At 70.0% G+C, this 18,174-nt stretch carries 14 protein-coding genes; 3 read left to right on the forward strand and 11 right to left on the reverse strand.

Going from position 1 to position 18,174, the window contains the following annotated elements; genetic code table 11:
* Window positions 1-182 precede the first annotated feature (182 nt).
* Complete coding sequence (locus MOQ72_RS44315; protein WP_277953539.1) at window positions 183-308, forward strand: hypothetical protein; 126 nt, start codon at window positions 183-185, stop codon at window positions 306-308.
* On the opposite strand, the gene hutI is transcribed toward MOQ72_RS44315, so the two are convergent.
* From hutI to hutH, 5 genes are all read right to left on the reverse strand, one after another.
* Complete coding sequence (gene hutI / locus MOQ72_RS04805; protein ID WP_242180806.1) at window positions 301-1,455, reverse strand: imidazolonepropionase; 1,155 nt, start codon at window positions 1,453-1,455, stop codon at window positions 301-303. The genes MOQ72_RS44315 and hutI overlap by 8 nt on opposite strands.
* A 30-nt stretch (window positions 1,456-1,485) precedes the next feature.
* Window positions 1,486-2,799, reverse strand: a complete 1,314-nt coding sequence (locus MOQ72_RS04810; protein WP_242180809.1) for a formimidoylglutamate deiminase — start codon at window positions 2,797-2,799, stop codon at window positions 1,486-1,488.
* 5 nt (window positions 2,800-2,804) lie between these two features.
* Window positions 2,805-4,007 (reverse strand): allantoate amidohydrolase, encoded by a 1,203-nt coding sequence (locus MOQ72_RS04815; RefSeq protein WP_242180810.1) that lies wholly within the window; start codon window positions 4,005-4,007, stop codon window positions 2,805-2,807.
* Window positions 4,008-4,130: 123 nt separating this feature from the next.
* Window positions 4,131-5,783 (reverse strand): urocanate hydratase, encoded by a 1,653-nt coding sequence (hutU, locus tag MOQ72_RS04820; protein ID WP_242180812.1) that lies wholly within the window; start codon window positions 5,781-5,783, stop codon window positions 4,131-4,133.
* A gap of 148 nt (window positions 5,784-5,931) precedes the next feature.
* Window positions 5,932-7,491: a histidine ammonia-lyase gene (gene hutH, locus MOQ72_RS04825; RefSeq protein ID WP_242180813.1), complete on the reverse strand. Its 1,560-nt coding sequence runs from the start codon at window positions 7,489-7,491 to the stop codon at window positions 5,932-5,934.
* 270 nt (window positions 7,492-7,761) lie between these two features.
* Here hutH and MOQ72_RS04830 point away from each other — a divergent pair, with 270 nt between their 5' ends.
* A complete protein-coding gene (locus tag MOQ72_RS04830) occupies window positions 7,762-8,553 on the forward strand; it encodes an IclR family transcriptional regulator (RefSeq protein WP_242180816.1) in 792 nt (263 codons plus the stop codon).
* A 51-nt stretch (window positions 8,554-8,604) separates the two neighbouring features.
* On the opposite strand, the gene MOQ72_RS04835 is transcribed toward MOQ72_RS04830, so the two are convergent.
* Genes MOQ72_RS04835 through MOQ72_RS04850 form a run of 4 tightly spaced genes read right to left on the reverse strand, consistent with a single transcriptional unit; the run spans window position 8,605 to window position 11,904 of the window.
* Window positions 8,605-9,483 (reverse strand): ABC transporter substrate-binding protein, encoded by an 879-nt coding sequence (locus tag MOQ72_RS04835; RefSeq protein WP_242180821.1) that lies wholly within the window; start codon window positions 9,481-9,483, stop codon window positions 8,605-8,607.
* Window positions 9,483-10,163, reverse strand: coding sequence for an ABC transporter permease (locus MOQ72_RS04840; RefSeq protein ID WP_242180882.1), 681 nt, complete (start codon window positions 10,161-10,163; stop codon window positions 9,483-9,485). The genes MOQ72_RS04835 and MOQ72_RS04840 overlap by 1 nt, the downstream gene beginning before the upstream one ends.
* On the reverse strand, window positions 10,160-10,777 hold the full coding sequence (locus MOQ72_RS04845) for an ABC transporter permease (RefSeq protein ID WP_242180883.1): 618 nt from the start codon (window positions 10,775-10,777) through the stop codon (window positions 10,160-10,162). The genes MOQ72_RS04840 and MOQ72_RS04845 overlap by 4 nt, the downstream gene beginning before the upstream one ends.
* 32 nt (window positions 10,778-10,809) lie before the next feature.
* Entirely contained in the window at window positions 10,810-11,904 is a 1,095-nt protein-coding gene (locus MOQ72_RS04850; RefSeq protein WP_242180824.1) for an ABC transporter ATP-binding protein, read from the reverse strand.
* 166 nt (window positions 11,905-12,070) lie between these two features.
* On the opposite strand from MOQ72_RS04850, the gene MOQ72_RS04855 reads away from it, so the two are divergent.
* Complete coding sequence (locus tag MOQ72_RS04855; protein WP_242180827.1) at window positions 12,071-13,618, forward strand: bis-aminopropyl spermidine synthase family protein; 1,548 nt, start codon at window positions 12,071-12,073, stop codon at window positions 13,616-13,618.
* A 102-nt stretch (window positions 13,619-13,720) separates the two neighbouring features.
* Here the strand turns inward: MOQ72_RS04855 and MOQ72_RS04860 are convergent, their stop codons facing one another.
* A complete protein-coding gene (locus MOQ72_RS04860; protein ID WP_242180829.1) occupies window positions 13,721-16,537 on the reverse strand; it encodes a sensor domain-containing protein in 2,817 nt (938 codons plus the stop codon).
* Between the two features lie 402 nt (window positions 16,538-16,939).
* Complete coding sequence (locus MOQ72_RS04865) at window positions 16,940-18,139, reverse strand: NAD(P)-dependent malic enzyme (protein ID WP_242180831.1); 1,200 nt, start codon at window positions 18,137-18,139, stop codon at window positions 16,940-16,942.
* Window positions 18,140-18,174: the final 35 nt, after the last annotated feature.

Consider the following 18,174-nt stretch of genomic DNA (forward strand, 5'->3'; position numbering starts at 1 on the left):
GGAGCAAGGGAACCTTCCTGTCACCGGACGGGCCTGGCGGTGCTCGACGGACCGACGTCAGACCGTCCCCGTCCCCATCGGCTCGTACCCAGCCAGACGGCAGATCGGACTGCGCTGCTGGCCGGTCTGACGCGAGGAAGGGAACCTTCCTGTCACACCGACCTGGCGGAACGTCGACGAACTTGTCCAACCACGCCATGCAGTCCTTGCTGCTTTCCTTGGGATGGCATTCCGCGGGGATCGTCTACGGCCTGGATGAAGCGGACCCGGAGCTGTTCTTCATGGCGCAGTCGCGGACACCTACCTGAGCCGCGCACCTGCTCGCCAGACGGCGTGGGTGAGGGGCACTCCGGGGCGGTAAGCAAGCCAGGTCGTGCTCGGGGCGTCGAGGACGTGGATGTCGGCTCGCGCACCGGCGCGGAGCACTCCGACCGCGCCGTCACCCGACTCGCGGCGCAACGCCCGCGCGCCGCCCCAGGTCGCCGCGCGCACTGCCTCTTCGATGCTCATCCGCATCTGCAGCACAGCCGTCGCAACGCAGAACGCCATCGACGAGGTGTAGGAGGAACCCGGATTGCAATTCGAGGCCAACGCGACCGTCGCACCAGCGTCGATCAGCGCTCGTGCATCAGGCAGCGATTGGCGGGTGGACAGATCGCACGCGGGCAACAGCGTTGCGACGGTGTTCGAATCGGCCAACGCATCCACATCGGACTCCGCGAGATAGGTGCAGTGATCCACACTCGCGGCACCGAGTTCGACAGCCAGCCGGACGCCCGGTCCGGGCGCGAGTTGGTTGCCGTGCACCCGCAGCCCCAGTCCGCGCCTTTTCGCCGCTTCCAGCACCCGCCTGGACTGGTCGGCGTCGAATGCGCCTTTCTCGCAGAACACGTCGCACCAGCGGACGTGCGGCGCGACGGCATCGAGCATCTCGCCGCACACCAGATCCACGTAGGTGTCCGCATCGCTACCCGGTGGCACCAGATGCGCACCGAGGAAGGTCACTTCGTCGGCTTCGGCGGCGATCTTCGCCGCCCGCAGTTCGTCGGCGACCGTCAAGCCGTATCCGGTCTTGGTCTCCACGCACGTCGTGCCCTGCGCTGCGGCTTCCGCGATGTGCTTGCGCAAGTTGGCGGCCAGCTCCGCGTCGGTCGCGGCTCGCGTCGCCTGCACCGTCACCGCGATTCCGCCAGCCTGGTAGGGCTTTCCGGCCATCCTCGCGGCGAACTCGGCGGTGCGGTCCCCGGCGAACACCAGGTGGGTGTGGCTGTCGACCCAGCCGGGCAGGACCGCGCGCCCATCGACGTCGAACCGCTCGTCGGCATCCGGGGCGCTGGTCGCGGGACCGGCCCACACGACCCGGTCACCGTCGATGACCAGGGCGGCATCCGACAATGTGCCGAGTTCGTCGTTCGTCGTCAGCTCGCCGATGCCGGTAATAACAGTGCTTGTCATCGTTGACTGATCCCTGCTCGTCGTAGTCGTCTACCGCAGCGCGTTGATCGCGTCCTGGAGTTCTCGCGCGGCATCGATCGTCTGGTGCGCGCCGTCCTGCACGATGCGCCGACCGTCGGCGATCGTCACCCGCACGTCGTCGGCACGTGCGAAAGCCGGGATCGACTCGGGTGCCACACCGGCCAGCCGTGTCGAGTCGAGATCGACCGCGACGAAGTCGGCGCGGGCACCGACGCCGAGCCAACCCGCGTCGGCCCAGCCCAGCGCCTGGTGTCCGGCGGTGGTCGCCATCGCGAGCAACTCCTCGGCCGCGAAGTGCCCGCGGGTCTCGGTGTCCAACCGCAGATATGACTCGACGGCCTGCACCTCCGCGAACGGGTCGATCACCGAATGGCCGTCGCTGCCGATCGAAAGCGGGCTCCCGGCAGCGTGCAACGCAGCTGCCGGGCCGATACCGTCGGCCAGATCTGCCTCCGTCGTCGGGCACAAGCACACCCCGGTCCCACTGCCACCCAGCAGCGCGACATCGGATGCGGCCAGATGCGTGGCGTGCACCGCTGTCACATCGGCGCCCAACGCGCCGCGCGAGGCCAGCAGTTGGGTCGGGGTGCATCCGTGTGCCGCTAGGCACGCTTCGTTCTCGGCGCGCTGTTCGGAGAGGTGCAGATGCAGCGGGGCGTCGTTCTTGTGGGCCCAGCCCGTCACTTCCGGGATCTCCTCGGCGGGCACCGCGCGGACCGAATGCAGGGCGGCACCAACCCGCACCCACTCACTGTCCACAGTGAACTCTTCGAGTCGGTCGGCCCAGTTCGTCGCGCTGCCGTCGGAGAATCGCAGCTGCACACCGGCCAGCGGCCGGTCGAAACCGCCCGCCAGGTAACAGGTGTCCAGCAGGGTGAGCCTGATCCCGACGTCCTGGGCAGCCTGCACGACGGCCCGGCCCATCGCGTTCGGGTCGTCGTAGCGGGCGCCGTTCGGCGCGTGGTGCAGGTAGTGGAACTCGCCGACGCACGTGATCCCGGCCAGTGCCATTTCGGCGTAAACCCCGCGAGCGAGCCGGTAGTAGCTGTCCGGGTCCAGTGCCGCAGCCACCTGGTACATCTGCTCGCGCCAGGTCCAGAAGGTGCCGCGGGCACCGCCGTGCCAGCCGCGCAGCGCACGGTGGAACGCGTGTGAGTGCGCATTCGCGGCACCGGGCAACGTCATTCCGGGCAGCCGTTCGGCGTGCTCCGGTGGGGTTCGCGCGGAACTCACCGTCGTGATGCGGCCGCCTTCGACCTCGAAGAGCACGCCTTGTTGCGGCCCCGGCGACAACCAGGCCCATTCGCACCAGTACGTCGTCACCCGCGTCACCCCGCCAGGTTTTCCAGCACCCGCGCGAGTGCTCGCGCGCCTGCGGTGCAGTCGTCAGGCTCCGCGTGCTCCTCCGGGGCGTGGCTGATACCGGTCGGGTTGCGGACGAAGAGCATGGCCGCCGGGACCTCGGCGGCGAGGATCCCCGCATCGTGGCCAGCTCCCGTCGACAACGCCGGTGCGTCGTCCAGCAGGCCGCTGAGCTGGTCTCGGAACACTGCGTCGAAGTGCACCGTGCCCCCGTAGGACTCTTCGGTCACATCGACCTGGCAGCCCTCAGCGGACGCGAACTCCGAAGCGACCCCGGACAGGTCCTCGACCATCGACCTCGTCGACCGGTCGTCCGGGGACCTCGCGTCCAACCAGAGGTCCACAGTGGAGGCAATGACGTTGGTGCCGCCTGGGTTCGGGACCAGTCGGCCCACCGTCGCCCGGCCGCCCGCGACACCCGACGCCGCCCGCCGCGCGGCGAGGACGAGCTGGGACGCGGGCAGCATCGGATCGTGCCGGTCGGAGATCAGCGTGGCACCAGCGTGATTGCCCTGACCGCGGAACCGGAACCGCCACCTGCCGTGCGCCAGGATCGACGACGCGACCGCGACCGGCCGATCCAGGTCGACCAGGCCGCGGCCCTGTTCCACGTGCAGTTCGACGAACTGCCCGATGCGCCGCAGCGCCTCCACGTCCCGTCCCAGTCGGACGGGATCCGCGCCGAACGAGCGCATGGCTTCGGCGAAGGTCACGCCGCTGGGATCGCGGAGCGCACCGGCCTTGTCGGCGTCGATGGTGCCGGTCAGCAGTCGGGACCCCAGGCACGGCACGCCGAACCGACCGCCCTCCTCCTCTGCGAAGACCAGCACCGCCAGCGGCCGGCGGGGCCGAAATCCCTTGTCCCGCAAGATGTCCACGGCGCTCAGCGCGCTGACCACGCCCAGCGGGCCGTCGAACGCACCACCACCGGGCACCGAGTCGAGGTGGCTGCCGGTCACCACCGCGTCGTCGCCGGGATCACCCCACCAGGCCCAGATGTTGGCGTTGCGATCGGTGCTGACCCGCAGGTCACGCGCCTCGGCCTGCTCGACGAACCATTCGCGCAGTTCCCGCTCGGCATCGTCGAAGACGTGCCGGGAGTACCCGCCCCGACGCCGATCCGCGCCAACGTCCGCGATGGCCGCCAACAACTCGTTCGGTCCTGCCACACCTGCTCCTTCCCGGACACCGGCGCACGCTGGATGCGCCGGTTTCAGAGCCCGTCCTCGAACTTCCGCGTGCCGTGCGGGTGGTCGAGTCGCCGTCGTTGAGCACCGCACCGCCGCTTCGCGTCATCCGACGAGCGGGGTGCGGAGGCCGCGTTCGGCCGCCACCTGCTCCGCCCGCTCGTAGCCCGCGTCGACGTGCCGGATCACCCCCATGCCCGGGTCGTTGGTCAGCACCCGCGCCAGCTTCCGCGCGGCCAGCTCGGTGCCGTCGGCGACCGTGACTTGTCCCGCGTGCAGGGATCGCCCCATCCCGACCCCGCCGCCGTGGTGCAGCGACACCCACGTCGCGCCGGAGGCCGTGTTGACCAGGGCGTTCAGCAGCGGCCAGTCCGCGACCGCGTCCGAGGTGTCGGCCATCGCCTCGGTTTCCCGGTACGGCGAGGCCACCGACCCGCAGTCCAGGTGGTCCCGGCCCAGCACCAGCGGCGCCGCGAGCTCTCCGGAAGCCACCATCTCGTTGAACCGCAGGCCCGCCTCGGCCCGTTCGCCGTAGCCCAGCCAGCAGATCCGCGCGGGCAGGCCCTGGAAGGACACCTTCTCGCGGGCCAGCCGGATCCACCGTGCCAGGTGTTCGTCCGCGCCGAAGAGGTCGAGGATCGCCTGGTCGGTCTTGGCGATGTCGGTCGGGTCCCCGGACAGCGCCGCCCACCGGAACGGCCCCTTGCCCTCGCAGAACAGCGGCCGGATGTAGGCGGGCACGAAACCCTGGTAGGCGAACGCCCGGTCGTAGCCGCCGAGTTGGGCTTCGCTGCGCAGCGAGTTGCCGTAGTCGAAGACCTCCGCGCCCGCGTCGAGGAACCCGACCATCGCTTCCACGTGCTTGGCCATCGAATCGCGCGCCCGTTCGGTGAACTCGTCGGGCTTCTGCGCCGCGTAGTCGTCCCAGTCTTCGAGCGCGACGCCCAGCGGCAGGTAGGACAGCGGGTCGTGCGCGGAGGTCTGGTCGGTGACGATGTCCACCGGCACGCCGCGCCGCAGCATCTCCGGCAGCACCTCGGCGGCGTTGCCGAGCACCGCGACCGAATACGCGCGCCGCTGCTTCTTCGCCGCGACGGCCTTCTCAACCGCGTCGTCGAGATCCGCGGCGACCTCGTCGAGATAGCCGTGCCGAACCCGGCGGTGCACGCGCTCGGGGTTGCACTCGATGACCAGGGCCACGCCTTCGTTCATCGTCACCGCCAACGGCTGGGCCCCGCCCATGCCGCCGAGCCCGGCGGTGACCGTCAGCGTGCCAGCCAGGCTGCCGCCGAAGCGGCGGGCGGCGATCGCCGCGAACGTCTCGTAGGTGCCCTGCAGAATCCCTTGGGTGCCGATGTAGATCCACGACCCGGCGGTCATCTGCCCGTACATCATCAGGCCGAGCGCGTCGAGGCGGCGGAACTCCGACCAGTTCGCCCAGTCACCGACCAGGTTGGAGTTGGCGATCAGCACCCGCGGCGCCCACTCGTGGGTCTGCAGCACCCCGACCGGCTTGCCGGATTGCACCAGCAGCGTCTCGTCTTCGCGCAACGTGGTCAGCTCGCGGACGATCGCGTCGAACGACGCCCAGTTGCGCGCCGCCTTGCCGGTGCCGCCGTAGACCACTAGATCGTCGGGCCGCTCGGCGACCTCCGGGTCGAGGTTGTTCTGCAGCATCCGCAGCGGCGCTTCGGTGCTCCAACTGCGCGCGGTCAGAGTTGTGCCGCGCGGGGCGCGCACGGGTCGGGCTTGGCTCATGACAGTTCCGCCTCCAGTACCGCCTCTCCGCGATTCGCAGTGGTGGTTGCGTCCGGCTCAATCTCGCGTTTCGCGGTTTCTTGTGGCTGGCTTGCTTCACGGTCCCCTGAGGTGCGGTTGACGAGAACCGGGGTTGACACAGGGCTGCTCATGACACCCTCCAGTCGACTGTGGGTTTCGTGAAGTCGGCTGCGGCGTCCCGCACGGTACCGGAGCGGATCAGCTCTTCTGCCGCGGCGATCTCCGGTGCGACGTGGCGGTCGGGGCCGGGGCCGGGAACACGGGTGCGCAGCAGGTCGCGGACCGCACCGCTTGCCGGGCCCGGTTCCAGCGGTGCGCGCAGGTCGAGGGCCCGCGCAGCGGTGAGCAGTTCGACGGCGAGCACGGTGACCAGGCCGTCGATGCCGCGGCGGAGCTTGCGCGCGGCGGACCAGCCCATCGACACGTGGTCCTCCTGCATCGCGCTCGTCGGGATCGAGTCCACCGATGCTGGTACCGCTAGCCGCTTCAGTTCGGAGACCACCCCGGCCTGCGTGTAGTGCGCGATCATGTGCCCGGAGTCGACGCCCGGATCATCGGCGAGGAACGCGGGCAACCCGTGCGAACGCGCGACGTCGAGCATCCGATCAGTGCGCCGATCAGCCATGCTGGCGACGTCCGCCAGCGGGATGGCGAGGAAGTCCAACGCATAGGCCAACGGAGCACCGTGGAAGTTGCCGTTGGATTCCACCCGGCCGTCATCGAGCACGACCGGATTGTCGATGGCCGAGGCGAGTTCCCGGTCCGCGACGAGTTCGGCGTGGCTGACGGTGTCCCGCGCGGCGCCGTGCACCTGCGGCGCGCAGCGCAGCGAGTACGCGTCCTGCACGCGAGTGCAGTCCGGTCCGCGGTGGCTGGCGACGATCGGCGAGTCCGCCAGCATCGCCAACATCCGGGCTGCCGAAACCGCCTGCCCCGGATGCGGGCGCAGCCGCTGGAGGTCCGCGGCGAACGCCCGGTCCGTGCCCAGCAACGCCTCCACGCTCATCGCCGCCGTCACGTCGGCCACGTCCAGCAGCGCGGCGAAGTCATGCAATGCGAGCACCAGCATGCCGAGCATGCCGTCGGTGCCGTTGGTCAGGGCCAGACCTTCCTTCTCCACGAGCACCACCGGTTCGATCCCCGCTTCGGCCAGCGCATCAGCGGCCGGACGACGATGCCCCGCGGCGTCGAAGACCTCACCTTCGCCGGTGAGGGCGAGCGCGACGGCAGCCAGCGGCGCGAGGTCACCGGAGCAGCCCAGCGACCCGAACTCGTGCACCACGGGCACGATTCCCGCGTTCAGCATCGCGACCAATGCGCGAGCAGTCTCCGGTCGGACCCCCGTGCGCCCGGTCGCGATCGTGTGCAGCCGCAGCAACATCTGCGCGCGCACCACCTCCGGCTCGACGGCGGTACCGGCGCCCGCCGCATGTGAACGCACGAAGGACTGCTGCAATGCCGCGCGCCGATCGCCCGGGATGTGCCGCACCGCCAACGCGCCGAAACCGGTCGAGACCCCGTACACGGGGCGTTGCTCGGCTGCCAGGGCATCGATGTGTTTCCGGGTGGCGGCGATGCCCTGCTCGGCGAGCTGGCTCAGTTTCACCCTGGTGCCGCTGCGAGCCACCTCGACCACCTGGTCGCGGTCGAGCGGCTCCGGGCCGATGTTCAGCACGTTGTCCTGCATAACTCCATAGCAACGCCACTGCGCGGTTGGCAGAAGCCCGGATAGAGTGAGATTGTCTGGAATACCAGACTCCTTAAGAAGTCGAGCTCGTTTTGCGGGGCGGTACGGGTAGCGGAACCTCAGAAGCCTTCTCGGTCCGGGATCCCCGCGGCTTCACCGCTTCAAGAACAAGAACAAAGACAGACACTGGAACGAACATCGGCGCGAGGAAGCCAGCACTGGATCCACGGCGTCCGAGGTTCCGTCCGGCAACAGGTTCGGGGAGGGGTCGTGGGCCGCAGCAGTGATGTGCCCGCGCTGCGGCGGGGGCTGGCGATCTTGCGCGTGCTGGCGGGCCGCGCCGGACCGGTGTCGGCCGGGGTCATCGCCCGCGACCTCGACCTGCCCCGGTCGACCACCTACCACCTGCTGGCCGAACTGGTCGCGGCGGGTTTCGTCATCCACCTGCCGGAGGAGCGGCGCTACGGGCTGGGCATGGCGGCCTTCGAACTCGGCTCGGCCTACCTGCGGCACGACCCGCTGGAACGCCTCGCCGGACCGCTGCTGCGACGGCTCGTGGACCAAGTGGGCTGCACGGCGCACCTGGGCGTCCTGCACGGCGGCGAGTCGCTCTACCTGATCAAGGAACGCCCGTCCCAGCCGCAAACCCTGGTCACCGACGTGGGCGTCCGGCTGCCCGCCCAGCTGACCGCCTCCGGGCGAGCGATGCTCGCGCGGCTGCCCGCCGCGCACGTGCGGGCGTTGTTGCCGTCCAGCGAGCGGTTCGTGCAGCGCACCGATCGGGGCCCGCGAAACCTGCCCGAACTGCGCCGACTGCTCGCAACTGAGCGACGCCGCGGCTGGGCGGTCGAGGACGGCTTCGTGACCGCGGGTTTCGCGTCGGTGGCGTGCGCGGTGTTCGACCACGGCGCGCGCCCCATCGCGGCCATCAGCGTGACCTTCCGCCACTTCTGCGACACCCCGCGAGACGAGCCGTGCAACCAGACCTGGCCGGAGCTGGCCGACCAGGTCGGCCAAGCGGCCACCGAACTGACCACCAGAATCAGCGGCCGCACCGTCTGACCGGTCGTGAGTGGGAATGGTCGCTCGTGCGGCCATTCCCACTCACGAGGATCACAGGCCGACGCTGGTGACGAAGTCCTTGGCGACGTCGGCCGGGTTGGCCTTGTCGACCTCCAGGCGGCGGTTGAGCTCGGTGAGCTTGTCCGTGTCGAGGGCGCGGGACACCCTGTTGAGCACCTCGACCTGCTGCGGGTTCAGCTTCCCCTTGTGGATCAGCGGGACCACGTTCTGCGCCGGGAACATGTTCTTCGGGTCGTCGAGCTTCACCAGGTTGTTCGCGGCGATCTGCGACGAGGTGGTGAACAGGTTCGCCACCTGGATCTGGTTGCTGGTCAACGCGCTGATGGTGATGTTGCCCGCCTCCACGCTGCGGATCTCCTTGAACCGGCAGCCGTAGTCCTGCGCGATCTTGGCTTCCCAGCGGGACTTCCACTCCGCGGGCGCACCGAGCACGAACTCGCCGCAGCGCGGCCCGAGGTCGCTCATCGAACGCACCCCGGTGCCTGCGGTGGCCGAGGTGACGGTCAGCACGTCGGAGTCCTCCGCCGGGGACTGCTCAAGCAGGTCCATGTCGGCTCCGACGGCGCGTTTGAGCTGGTCGTAGACCTGTTGGCTCTCGGTCGCCGTCGCCTGCGGGTCCAGGTACTCCAGCAGGTTCCCGGTGTAGTCGGGCACCACCGCGAGTTCGCCGTTGCGCACCGCGTTGACGTAGAACTCCCGGGCACCGATGCGCGGCCGAGTCTGCACGTCCGCCCCGGTCGTCTTCAGCGCCTCGGCGTAGATGTGCATCATCAGCTCGCTCTCGGCGAAGTCGGCCGAGCCGATCACCAGCGAGCCGCCCTGGCTCTGGTTCGCTTCCAGCGGGTCCTGCGAACCGCAGCCGGTCAGCAGCAGCGCCGCCGCAGCAGCGCACACCAGCAACCGCTTCATCAATCCTTACCTCCTCGTCGGGCGGCCAGCACCAGACCGCGCGGCACCAACAGCCGGGTCACGGCCGCCAGCACCAGGTCCAGCACCACCGCGAGCACCGCGATGACGATCGCGGCCGAAGCCATCTGCGCGTAGTCGCTGATCTTCAGTCCGTCCAGCAGGATCCGCCCCAGGCCGCCGAGCCCGACGTAGGCCGCGACCGCGGCGGTGGCGACCACCTGGAGCATCGCGCTGCGCACCCCGCCGAACACCAGCGGCAGCGCGGTCGGCAACTCCACCTGCCACAGCCGCTGCACGGGCGTCATCCCCATGCCCTTGGCCGCGTCGACCGCATCGGCCGGGGCGTTGCGGACCCCCGCGTAGGCACCGGAGAGGATCGCCGGGATGGCCAGCACCACCAGCCCGGCCAGCGCCGGGCCTTCGCCGAGTCCGAACCCCAGCACCAGCAGCGTCACCACGCCCAACGTCGGCAACGCCCGCATCGCATTGCTGATCCCCACCACGAAAACCGCGCCGCGCCCGGTGTGTCCGATGTAGACACCGAGCGGCACGGCCACTACCGACGCGACGGCGACCGCGAACACGCAGTAGTAGAGGTGCAGCAGCGTCTGCACCAGGATCCCGCCCGGCCCGGTCCAGTGCGCCGGGTCGGTCAACCACGCGATCAGCTCGCCGATCATGCGCGGCTCACCGCCCGCGACCACGGCGTGGACATCCGCCACAGCGCCACCAGCACCAGGTCGGCCACCAGGGCCAGCAGCAGGGTCAGCACGATGCCGACCACGATCTGCGCCGGGTAGTCGCGCTGGAAGCCGTCGGTGAACAGCCGCCCCAACCCGCCGATGCCGACCAGCGCACCCACGCTGACCAGGCTGATGTTGCTCACCGACGCCACCCGGACCGCGGCGGCCAACACCGGCACCGCCAGCGGCAGCTCCACGGCCAGGAACCGCCGACCGGAGCGGTAGCCCATCGCGGTGGCAGCCGCGACGATGTGCGCGGGCACCGAGTCCAGGGCGTCCCGCACCGGGCGAACCAGCAGCGCAGCCGTGTAGAGCGTCAGGGCGATGATCACGTTGATCGGCGACAGCAGCGGCGTGCCCAGAATCCCGGGGATGATCACGAACAACGCCAGCGACGGAATCGTGTAGAGGATGTTCGCCCCGCCTTGCAGCGGGCCGCGCAACCAGCGCACCTGTTGGGCGAGCCGTCCCAGCGGCAGCGCCGCCAGGAGCCCGAGCAGCAGCGGCAGTAAGGCCAGGTAGAGGTGCTCACCGAGCTGGCTGAACACCATCTCCCGGTTGCTGGGGCTCTCGAAGAAATCGATCACGGCACTTCACCGCCACGGCGGCGGTGCTGCTCGATCACGTCGAGCACGTGCTCGGCGGTGATCACACCGACGAACCGCCCGTCGCCGTCGATGACGACACCGAGGCCGGACGGTGCGGATAACGCCGCATCGAGAGCGCCACGCAGCGGGCCGTACTCGGTGTAGAGCGAGCCGCCCGACACCAGCTGGTCCTCGGTGAGCTCGCCAGCCACCGCGGTGCCGGGCGGGAGCCAGCCGCGCGGCCGTCCGTCGCCATCCACCGCCAGTTGCCACTGCTGCTCCGCAGCCACCTGCGTGCCCACTTCGACCACGTCCAGCGGTTGCGGGCGCACCCCGTCGGAGGCCACGAAGGACAGCCGCCGATAGCCGCGGTCCCGGCCGACGAAGGAGGCCACGAAGTCGCAGGCCGGTTCGGCCAGCAGGTCGTCGGGCTCGGCGTACTGGGCGAGGTACCCGCCCTCCCGCAGCACCGCGACCTTCTCGCCGAGCTTGATCGCCTCGTCGATGTCGTGGGTGACGAACAGGACCGTCTTGTCCAGCTCGCCCTGCAGGCGCAGCAACTCGTCCTGCAGGCCCTCCCGCACCACCGGGTCGACCGCGCTGAACGGCTCGTCCATCAACAGCACCGGCGGATCGGCGGCCAGCGCTCGCGCCACCCCGACGCGTTGCTGCTGACCGCCGGAGAGCTGCGCGGGGTAGCGCTTGGCCAACTCCTGCGACAGCCCGACCAGCTCCAGCAGCTCACCGGCGCGCTGCCGCGCCTCCCGCCGACTGCGGCCGTGCAGCAGCGGCACCGTCGCAACGTTGTCGAGGACGTTGCGGTGCGGGAACAGTCCGGCCTGCTGGATGACGTAACCGATGCCGCGGCGCAGCTGCGCGGGATCGCGCTCGCGCACGTCAGTGCCATCGATCAGCACTGTTCCCGACGACGGCTCGATCATCCGGTTCACCATCCGCATCAGGGTGGTCTTGCCGCACCCGGACGGCCCCACCAACACGGTGATCGTGCCCGTCTGCACCGACAGGCTGAGTTCGTGGACGGCGACAGTGCCGTTGTCGTACTGCTTGCGCACGGCCTGGAACTCGATCAACCGAGCCCCCTCACGGATAGTCGCGGTCCTCCAAGCCCGGCCGACCCTAGCTCGATCGGCCGAAGCATGCGATTGACCGAGACCGACGCGTGATCTTCCGGCCGCGTCCGAGCTGTGCGATCCCACCAAGTGGGAGCTCGGGTCACGCCGTAAGCTGAGGAACCCGATGAACACAGCCCAGCATCCCGCAACTCCCGAGCCGATCGACGCGGTGCACGCGCTCGTCGCCGACGCCGGAGTACTCGCCCGCCGACTGCGCGAAGTCCTCGCACAACTCGCCGAAGGCGCGCCGACGCTCGACGAACTGATCCGCCGGACCGCCGTCTCGCGGCGCACGGTCGAGGATCTGCTCGCCGCAGCCGGTCCCGATGTCGAAGCCACCCGCGAGACATATCGCCTCCTGCCGGATGCCCGCGACCGCTACCGGGAACGCTTCGCGCTGCACGAACTGCACGCCGCGCCACCCGCCGGGCCCGACCAACTGGAGCTGATGCGCGGTTTCATCACCGGCGGACCGGCGCCGGTGGAAGCGCTCGACCACGTGACGGCCACGCCGGAAACCGTCCTGCGCCGCGCCGAATGGCTGCGCGACAACTACGACCTGCACGGTGCGCACGTGCTCTGCCTCGGCGATCACGACCTGACGTCGTTGGCGTTGAGCCTCGTCGTGCCGTCGGCGTCGGTCACCGTCGTGGACGTCGACGAACGAATCCTGCGGCACATCGACGAAGTTTCCGCCGAACGCGGTTTCGCCGTCCGCACCCTGCACGCCGACCTGCGGTTCGGCGTGCCGCCGGTGCTGGAGGGCTGGGCGGACCTGGTGTTCACCGACCCGCCCTACACCCCGGAAGGCGTCGGACTGTTCGCCACCCGCGCCGCCGAATGCCTGGCCAGCCAGCACAGCAGGCTGCTGATCGCCTACGGCTACAGCCCGCGGACCCCGGCGCTGGGGCACAAGGTGCAGCAGGAACTGCTTCGGCTGGGCGTGGTGTTCGAGGCGATCCTGCCGCGGTTCCACCGGTACTTCGGTGCGCAGGCCATCGGCAGCGCCAGCGATCTGTACGTGTGCCAGCCGACCGCGCACACCCGCAAGTTGGCGCTGCGCCAGGCTCCTGGGATCTACACCCACGGCCCGCAGTCGGTGGAGGCGCTGGAGGCAGCCGCACCGGCGGAATTCCTGCGCGCGGTGGGTGATCGGGTCGGCGGCCCGGTGTCGTCGCTGCGGGATCCCGGCTGGTCCCGGCCGATCCGGACGAAGCAGGGCGCACCGGTGTTCGACCTGCGGCCCGATCCTGGGCCGTGGCTGTTGCGGATGCTGTTGGCCTGCAACACCGAACGGGCCGGATTCCTGGTCGACAACAACCACCCGGACATCACCGGCGAGCGCCAGCAGCGCGCGCTGTCCGAACTGGTCGCGGCGAAGTACCGGGTGCGGTTCCACCGCAGCAGCCCGGATTCGAAGCACGCGATCCTGGTGGCGGAGCTGGTCGAAGAGCCCTCGGTGGCGAGTTATCTGCTGCACCGGGCGCACGGCAAGGTCGGCAACATCTGGCGCGAGGCGCTGATCGCGCATTCGGACGCGGAACTGACCAAACGCGAAGCGAAAGACCGCGTCACCGCGCTGGCACCAAATCCCACCGATCTCGACCTGCGCCTGATCGACCTGCCCCGCCATCGCATCGCCGAAGTGCTCCGCGCTTCGGCCCGCGCATGACGGGAGCGTCGATGCGCCGCTGAGCGGCGGGCGAAATCGGCACAACACCGGCACGCGGAAAACGGTTCGAGAACAGGCACCGGAGCTGGCCGTCCGGGAAGCTCAGGCTCCGGGGATGGGCAGCGGGCCGCAGGAGACGAGCTCGCGGAACTCGCGGGCCGGGATCGCGCCGGAGAACAGCCACCCCTGGTAGGCATCCACGCCGACCCCGGAAAGCACGTGGAACTGCGTCGCGGTCTCCACGCCTTCGGCCACGCACTGCCGTCCCATCGCACGCGCCATGTCCACCACGGCCCGCGCCACCGCGAAATCCGAGGCGTCGCCGCCGACTCCGGCCACGAATCGGCGGTCCACCTTGATGATCTGCGCGGGCAGGTCCTTGAGCCGGGCCAGCGACGAGTAGCCGGTGCCGAAGTCGTCAACGGCGAACCGCACGCCCCGCGCGACCAACTCGCCCATCTCGTGCCGGGTCCGCGACGGCAGATCCACCAGCGCGGTCTCCACCAACTCCAGGATCACCCGGTCCCAGGCGATGCCGGTCTCGGCGACGATGTCGGCGACCGCATCGACGAACTCCGGCCCGCCGGGCACCAGACCCGCGAGGTTCACCGCTACGCCGACCGGACGGCCGTTGCGGGCTGGCCAGGTGGCAGCCTCGCGCAGCGCGGTCCGCAGCACCCAGCGGTCCAGCTCGCGCAGCAGGTCGCCCTGCTCCGCCACGGGCAGGAACGCATCCGGCGCGAGCATCCCGCGGTCCGGGTGCGGCCAGCGCACCAGCGCTTCGGCGGTGACCACCACACCATCGGAGTTCACCACCGGCTGGTAGTGCAGGGCCAGGCCGTCGTTGTTCAGCGCGTCCCGCAACTGCCCTTCCAGGTGCAGCTGTCGATCCGCCGAGGCCATCAGCGCTGGGCTGGCCAGCGAAACCTTGCCAGCGCCGCGACCTTTCGCCTCGAACATCGCCGCGTCGGCGAACCGCAACAGGTCCTCACCACCGGCACCGGTGCCGTTGGGCACTGCGGCGCCGATCGACGCCGAAACCCGGATCAGCTGGCCGTGCACCGGCACGGCGGTGCGCAGCAGCCCGGAAACCCTGGTCGCCAGCGAGTCGACGCCGCCGACCGCCTCGATGTCCTGGCAGATGATCACGAACTCGTCGCCGGAGAGCCGAGCGGCCGTGCACCCGTCCGGCAAACCGCCCTCCAGTCGTCGCGCCAGCGCGACCAGCAGTTCGTCCCCGGCGTCGTGGCCCAGCGAGTCGTTCACCCGCTTGAAGTTGTCGATGTCGCAGAACAGCACGGCGACGCGGTGCGAGTCGGCACGCCCCAGCAGGTGGCTTAGCAGGTCCTTGACCGCCGCCCGGTTCGGCAATCCGGTGAGGTCGTCGTGGGTGGCCTGGTAGCGCAGGGCCTCGGCCGCGCGCCGCCGCTCGGTGATGTCCTGGAACACCACCAGCCAGAACTGGGTGCCGTCGTCCTGCACCGACGACGACGTGTGCAGTTCGCAGTACACCGGCTCACCGTCGGAGCGCACCAGCACCCGCTGCGGCACACGTCGCCGGATCCCCGATCGCTCGCCCGGCGCGGGCAGGCTGGTTTCCTGCTCGTCGGGGTGGGTGATGTTCCGCACTGTCATGCCGCGCAACTGCTCAAGCCGGTAACCGAGCAGGTCGCACAGCGCATCGTTGGCGTCGACCAGCCGCTCGGCGCGGTCGAACAGCCCGATCCCGACCGGGGTGATGCTGACCAGGTCGGTGAACCGCTGGCTGGAGCGCTCCATGCGGGTCACCACGGCCCGCTGCTCGGTGACGTCCTGGGCGGTGCCGACCAGCACGTCCTGGCCGTCGGCATCCCGGATCGCGGTGCCGTGCATGCGCAGGATCCGCATCGCGCCATCCAACCGCACGTAGCGGTGCTCGACCTCGACCGGGTCGTGTTGTTCGAGGAGTGGCCGCCACGCCTGCCGTACCCAGCCCTGATCGTCCGGGTGCACCCGTTCCAGGTAGCTGTCGAAGGTGATGGGCGTGGCGGTCGGCTTGCCGATGATCTCGTGCAACATGCTCGACAACCGCATGACCTCGGACCGCGGATCCCATTCCCAGGTGCCGAGCCTGGCGATGCGCTGCGCGTCCTGCAGCTTGCGCCGTTCGTCGCGGAGCTGGCGTTCCAGCGCCCGGGGCTCGGTGACGTCCTGGACGGTGCCCTGCACCCGCTCGACCCGCCCAGAGCGGTTGTACTCCGCTCGCCCCGTGCACAGGTAAACCCGCTTGCCTGGCAGGTCGCGGAGTTCGACCTCCAGCAGTTCACCCTCGGGCGCGGAGAGCACATCGGTGTAGAACTGCTCGGCGCGGTCCCGGTCCTCGGGGTAGGTCGCCGCGACCATCGCACTCGCGTCGGTCGCCTGTGCCGCGCCGGAACCGCCGAGGAATTCCGCGAGCACCGGACTGCGGTAGAACTCGCCGGTTTCCGGGTAGAACACCCAGCTGCCGACCTTGGCGATCCGCTGCGCTTCGAGCAACCAACGCCGCTCGTTGGCGTCACCGTTGTCGGTCGTCTCCGGTTCCGCCTCGGCCAGATCCGACACGTCGACCAGCACGGTGACGCGCAACCGGCTGTCGTCCGCGTGCGGCCAGGTCAGCGGACGGACCGGGATGCGGCCGCCCCGCGCCCGCAGCAAGGACACCGACCCGTCGCGGATCACCAGGTCCGTGAGCCGACAGCCGATCAGGACAGCGGGGCTGGCTTCTCCGGCCAACTTCGCGGCCTGCTCGGTGGCCCGAACCACGACCCCGTCCTCGGTGCTCAGCAGAGCTGGTGCGGCTGGCAGTTCGACCAGCGCGAACTCCTCGGCGTGGGCGTTGGCCAGGCCGAGACCACCGGAGGTCGTCCGGTTTCTCTCGCTCCGCTTGGTCAACAGCACCCCTCCTGCATAGCAGCCGCTCGGCCGCCGACTGCGGCCGCTTGACGTGCCACTAACGAGTGACATGAAACACAGCGGACCGTGTGGCAGACCTTACCTGTCGGCGCACCGGGCTTAACGCCATGGTGCCGGGGCCCCGGACCGGTTCCCTGGAGAGGTGACAGTCATCGCCCAACATGATGACGCCGACCGACGAAATTCGGTTGCCGCCGCTTTCGCGGCGCCGGGGCAGCCACTGCTGGCTCCCCCGGCCCCGCTGTCTGCGGCCTCCGAACCTACCGCCGTCGGGCCTCGCGGCGACAGCCTGCGCGACTTAGAACTCGCGGCTTGGGCGTGACGGGGGTGGTCGTCAGGCAAGCGGCGCGAGCCGCTTTCCGCCACAAAAACGAGTTCAGCACTTCCTTATGCCTTGGCGACTCCGTCGGCTCGGGCTGCCTTGGCGACCGCCGCGCTGACCTCCGGCGCCACCCGCGGGTCCAACGGGCTGGGCATGATGTGGTCCGCGCTGAGCTCGTCGGCGGCGACCGCCGCGATCGCCTCGGCGGCCGCGACCTTCATGCTGTCGGTGATCTTGCTCGCTCCGGCGTCCAGCGCACCCTTGAAGATGCCGGGGAACGCCAGCACGTTGTTGATCTGGTTCGGGAAGTCGCTGCGCCCGGTGGCGACCACGGCCGCGTGCCGCCGCGCGACGTCCGGGTGGATCTCCGGGTCGGGGTTGGCCAGCGCGAACACGATGGCGTTGTCGGCCATCGTCGCCACCAGCTCCTCCGGGAGCTGCCCGACCGACACCCCGACCACCACATCGGCGCCTTGCAGCGCCTCGGCGGCCCCGCCGGTGATGCCGCGCGGGTTGGTGTAGCCGAGCAACTCCTGCTTGATCGGCGTCAGGTCGGTCCGCCCGGCGTGGATCACGCCGCGCGAGTCGAGCACGACGACCTCGCCGACCCCGGCGACGTGCAAGATCTCCGCGCACGCCACACCGGCCGCACCAGCACCGGAGATCACCACGCGCAACGAGCTCAGCTCCCGGTCGACGACCTTGGCGGCGTTGCGCAGGGCGGCCAGCACGACCACGGCGGTGCCGTGCTGGTCGTCGTGCATCACCGGGCAGTCCAACGCCTCGATCACCCGGCGCTCCAGTTCGAAGCACCGCGGCGCGGAGATGTCCTCCAGGTTGACCGCGCCGAACGACGGGCGCAGCCGGACCAGGGTCTCCACGATCTCGTCGACGTCGTTGGTGTCCAGCACCAGCGGGATCGAGTCGAGCCCGGCGAAGGTCTTGAACAGCGCCGACTTGCCCTCCATCACCGGCAACGCCGCCCGCGGCCCGATGTCGCCCAGCCCGAGCACGGCGCTGCCATCGCTGACCACGGCCACCAACCGCTGCGTCCAGGTGTAGCGGTCAGCCAGCGCCCGGTCGCTGGCGATGGCGCGGCTGACCTGCGCCACACCGGGGGTATAAGCGATCGACAGGTCCCGCGCGGAATCCAGCGGCGCAGTCACCCCGACGGCGAGCTTGCCGCCTTCGTGCGCCGCGAAGATCTCCTCGTTGGTCAAATCCGCACCGACTCCGCTAGCGGTGCTGTCGTTCACGGTGGTCACGGCGTCCCTCCTGTAGCCATGCCGACAACCGGGGC

Origin of the sequence: Saccharopolyspora soli, from assembly GCF_022678645.1 — a bacterium.
GTDB lineage: Bacteria > Actinomycetota > Actinomycetes > Mycobacteriales > Pseudonocardiaceae > Saccharopolyspora > Saccharopolyspora soli.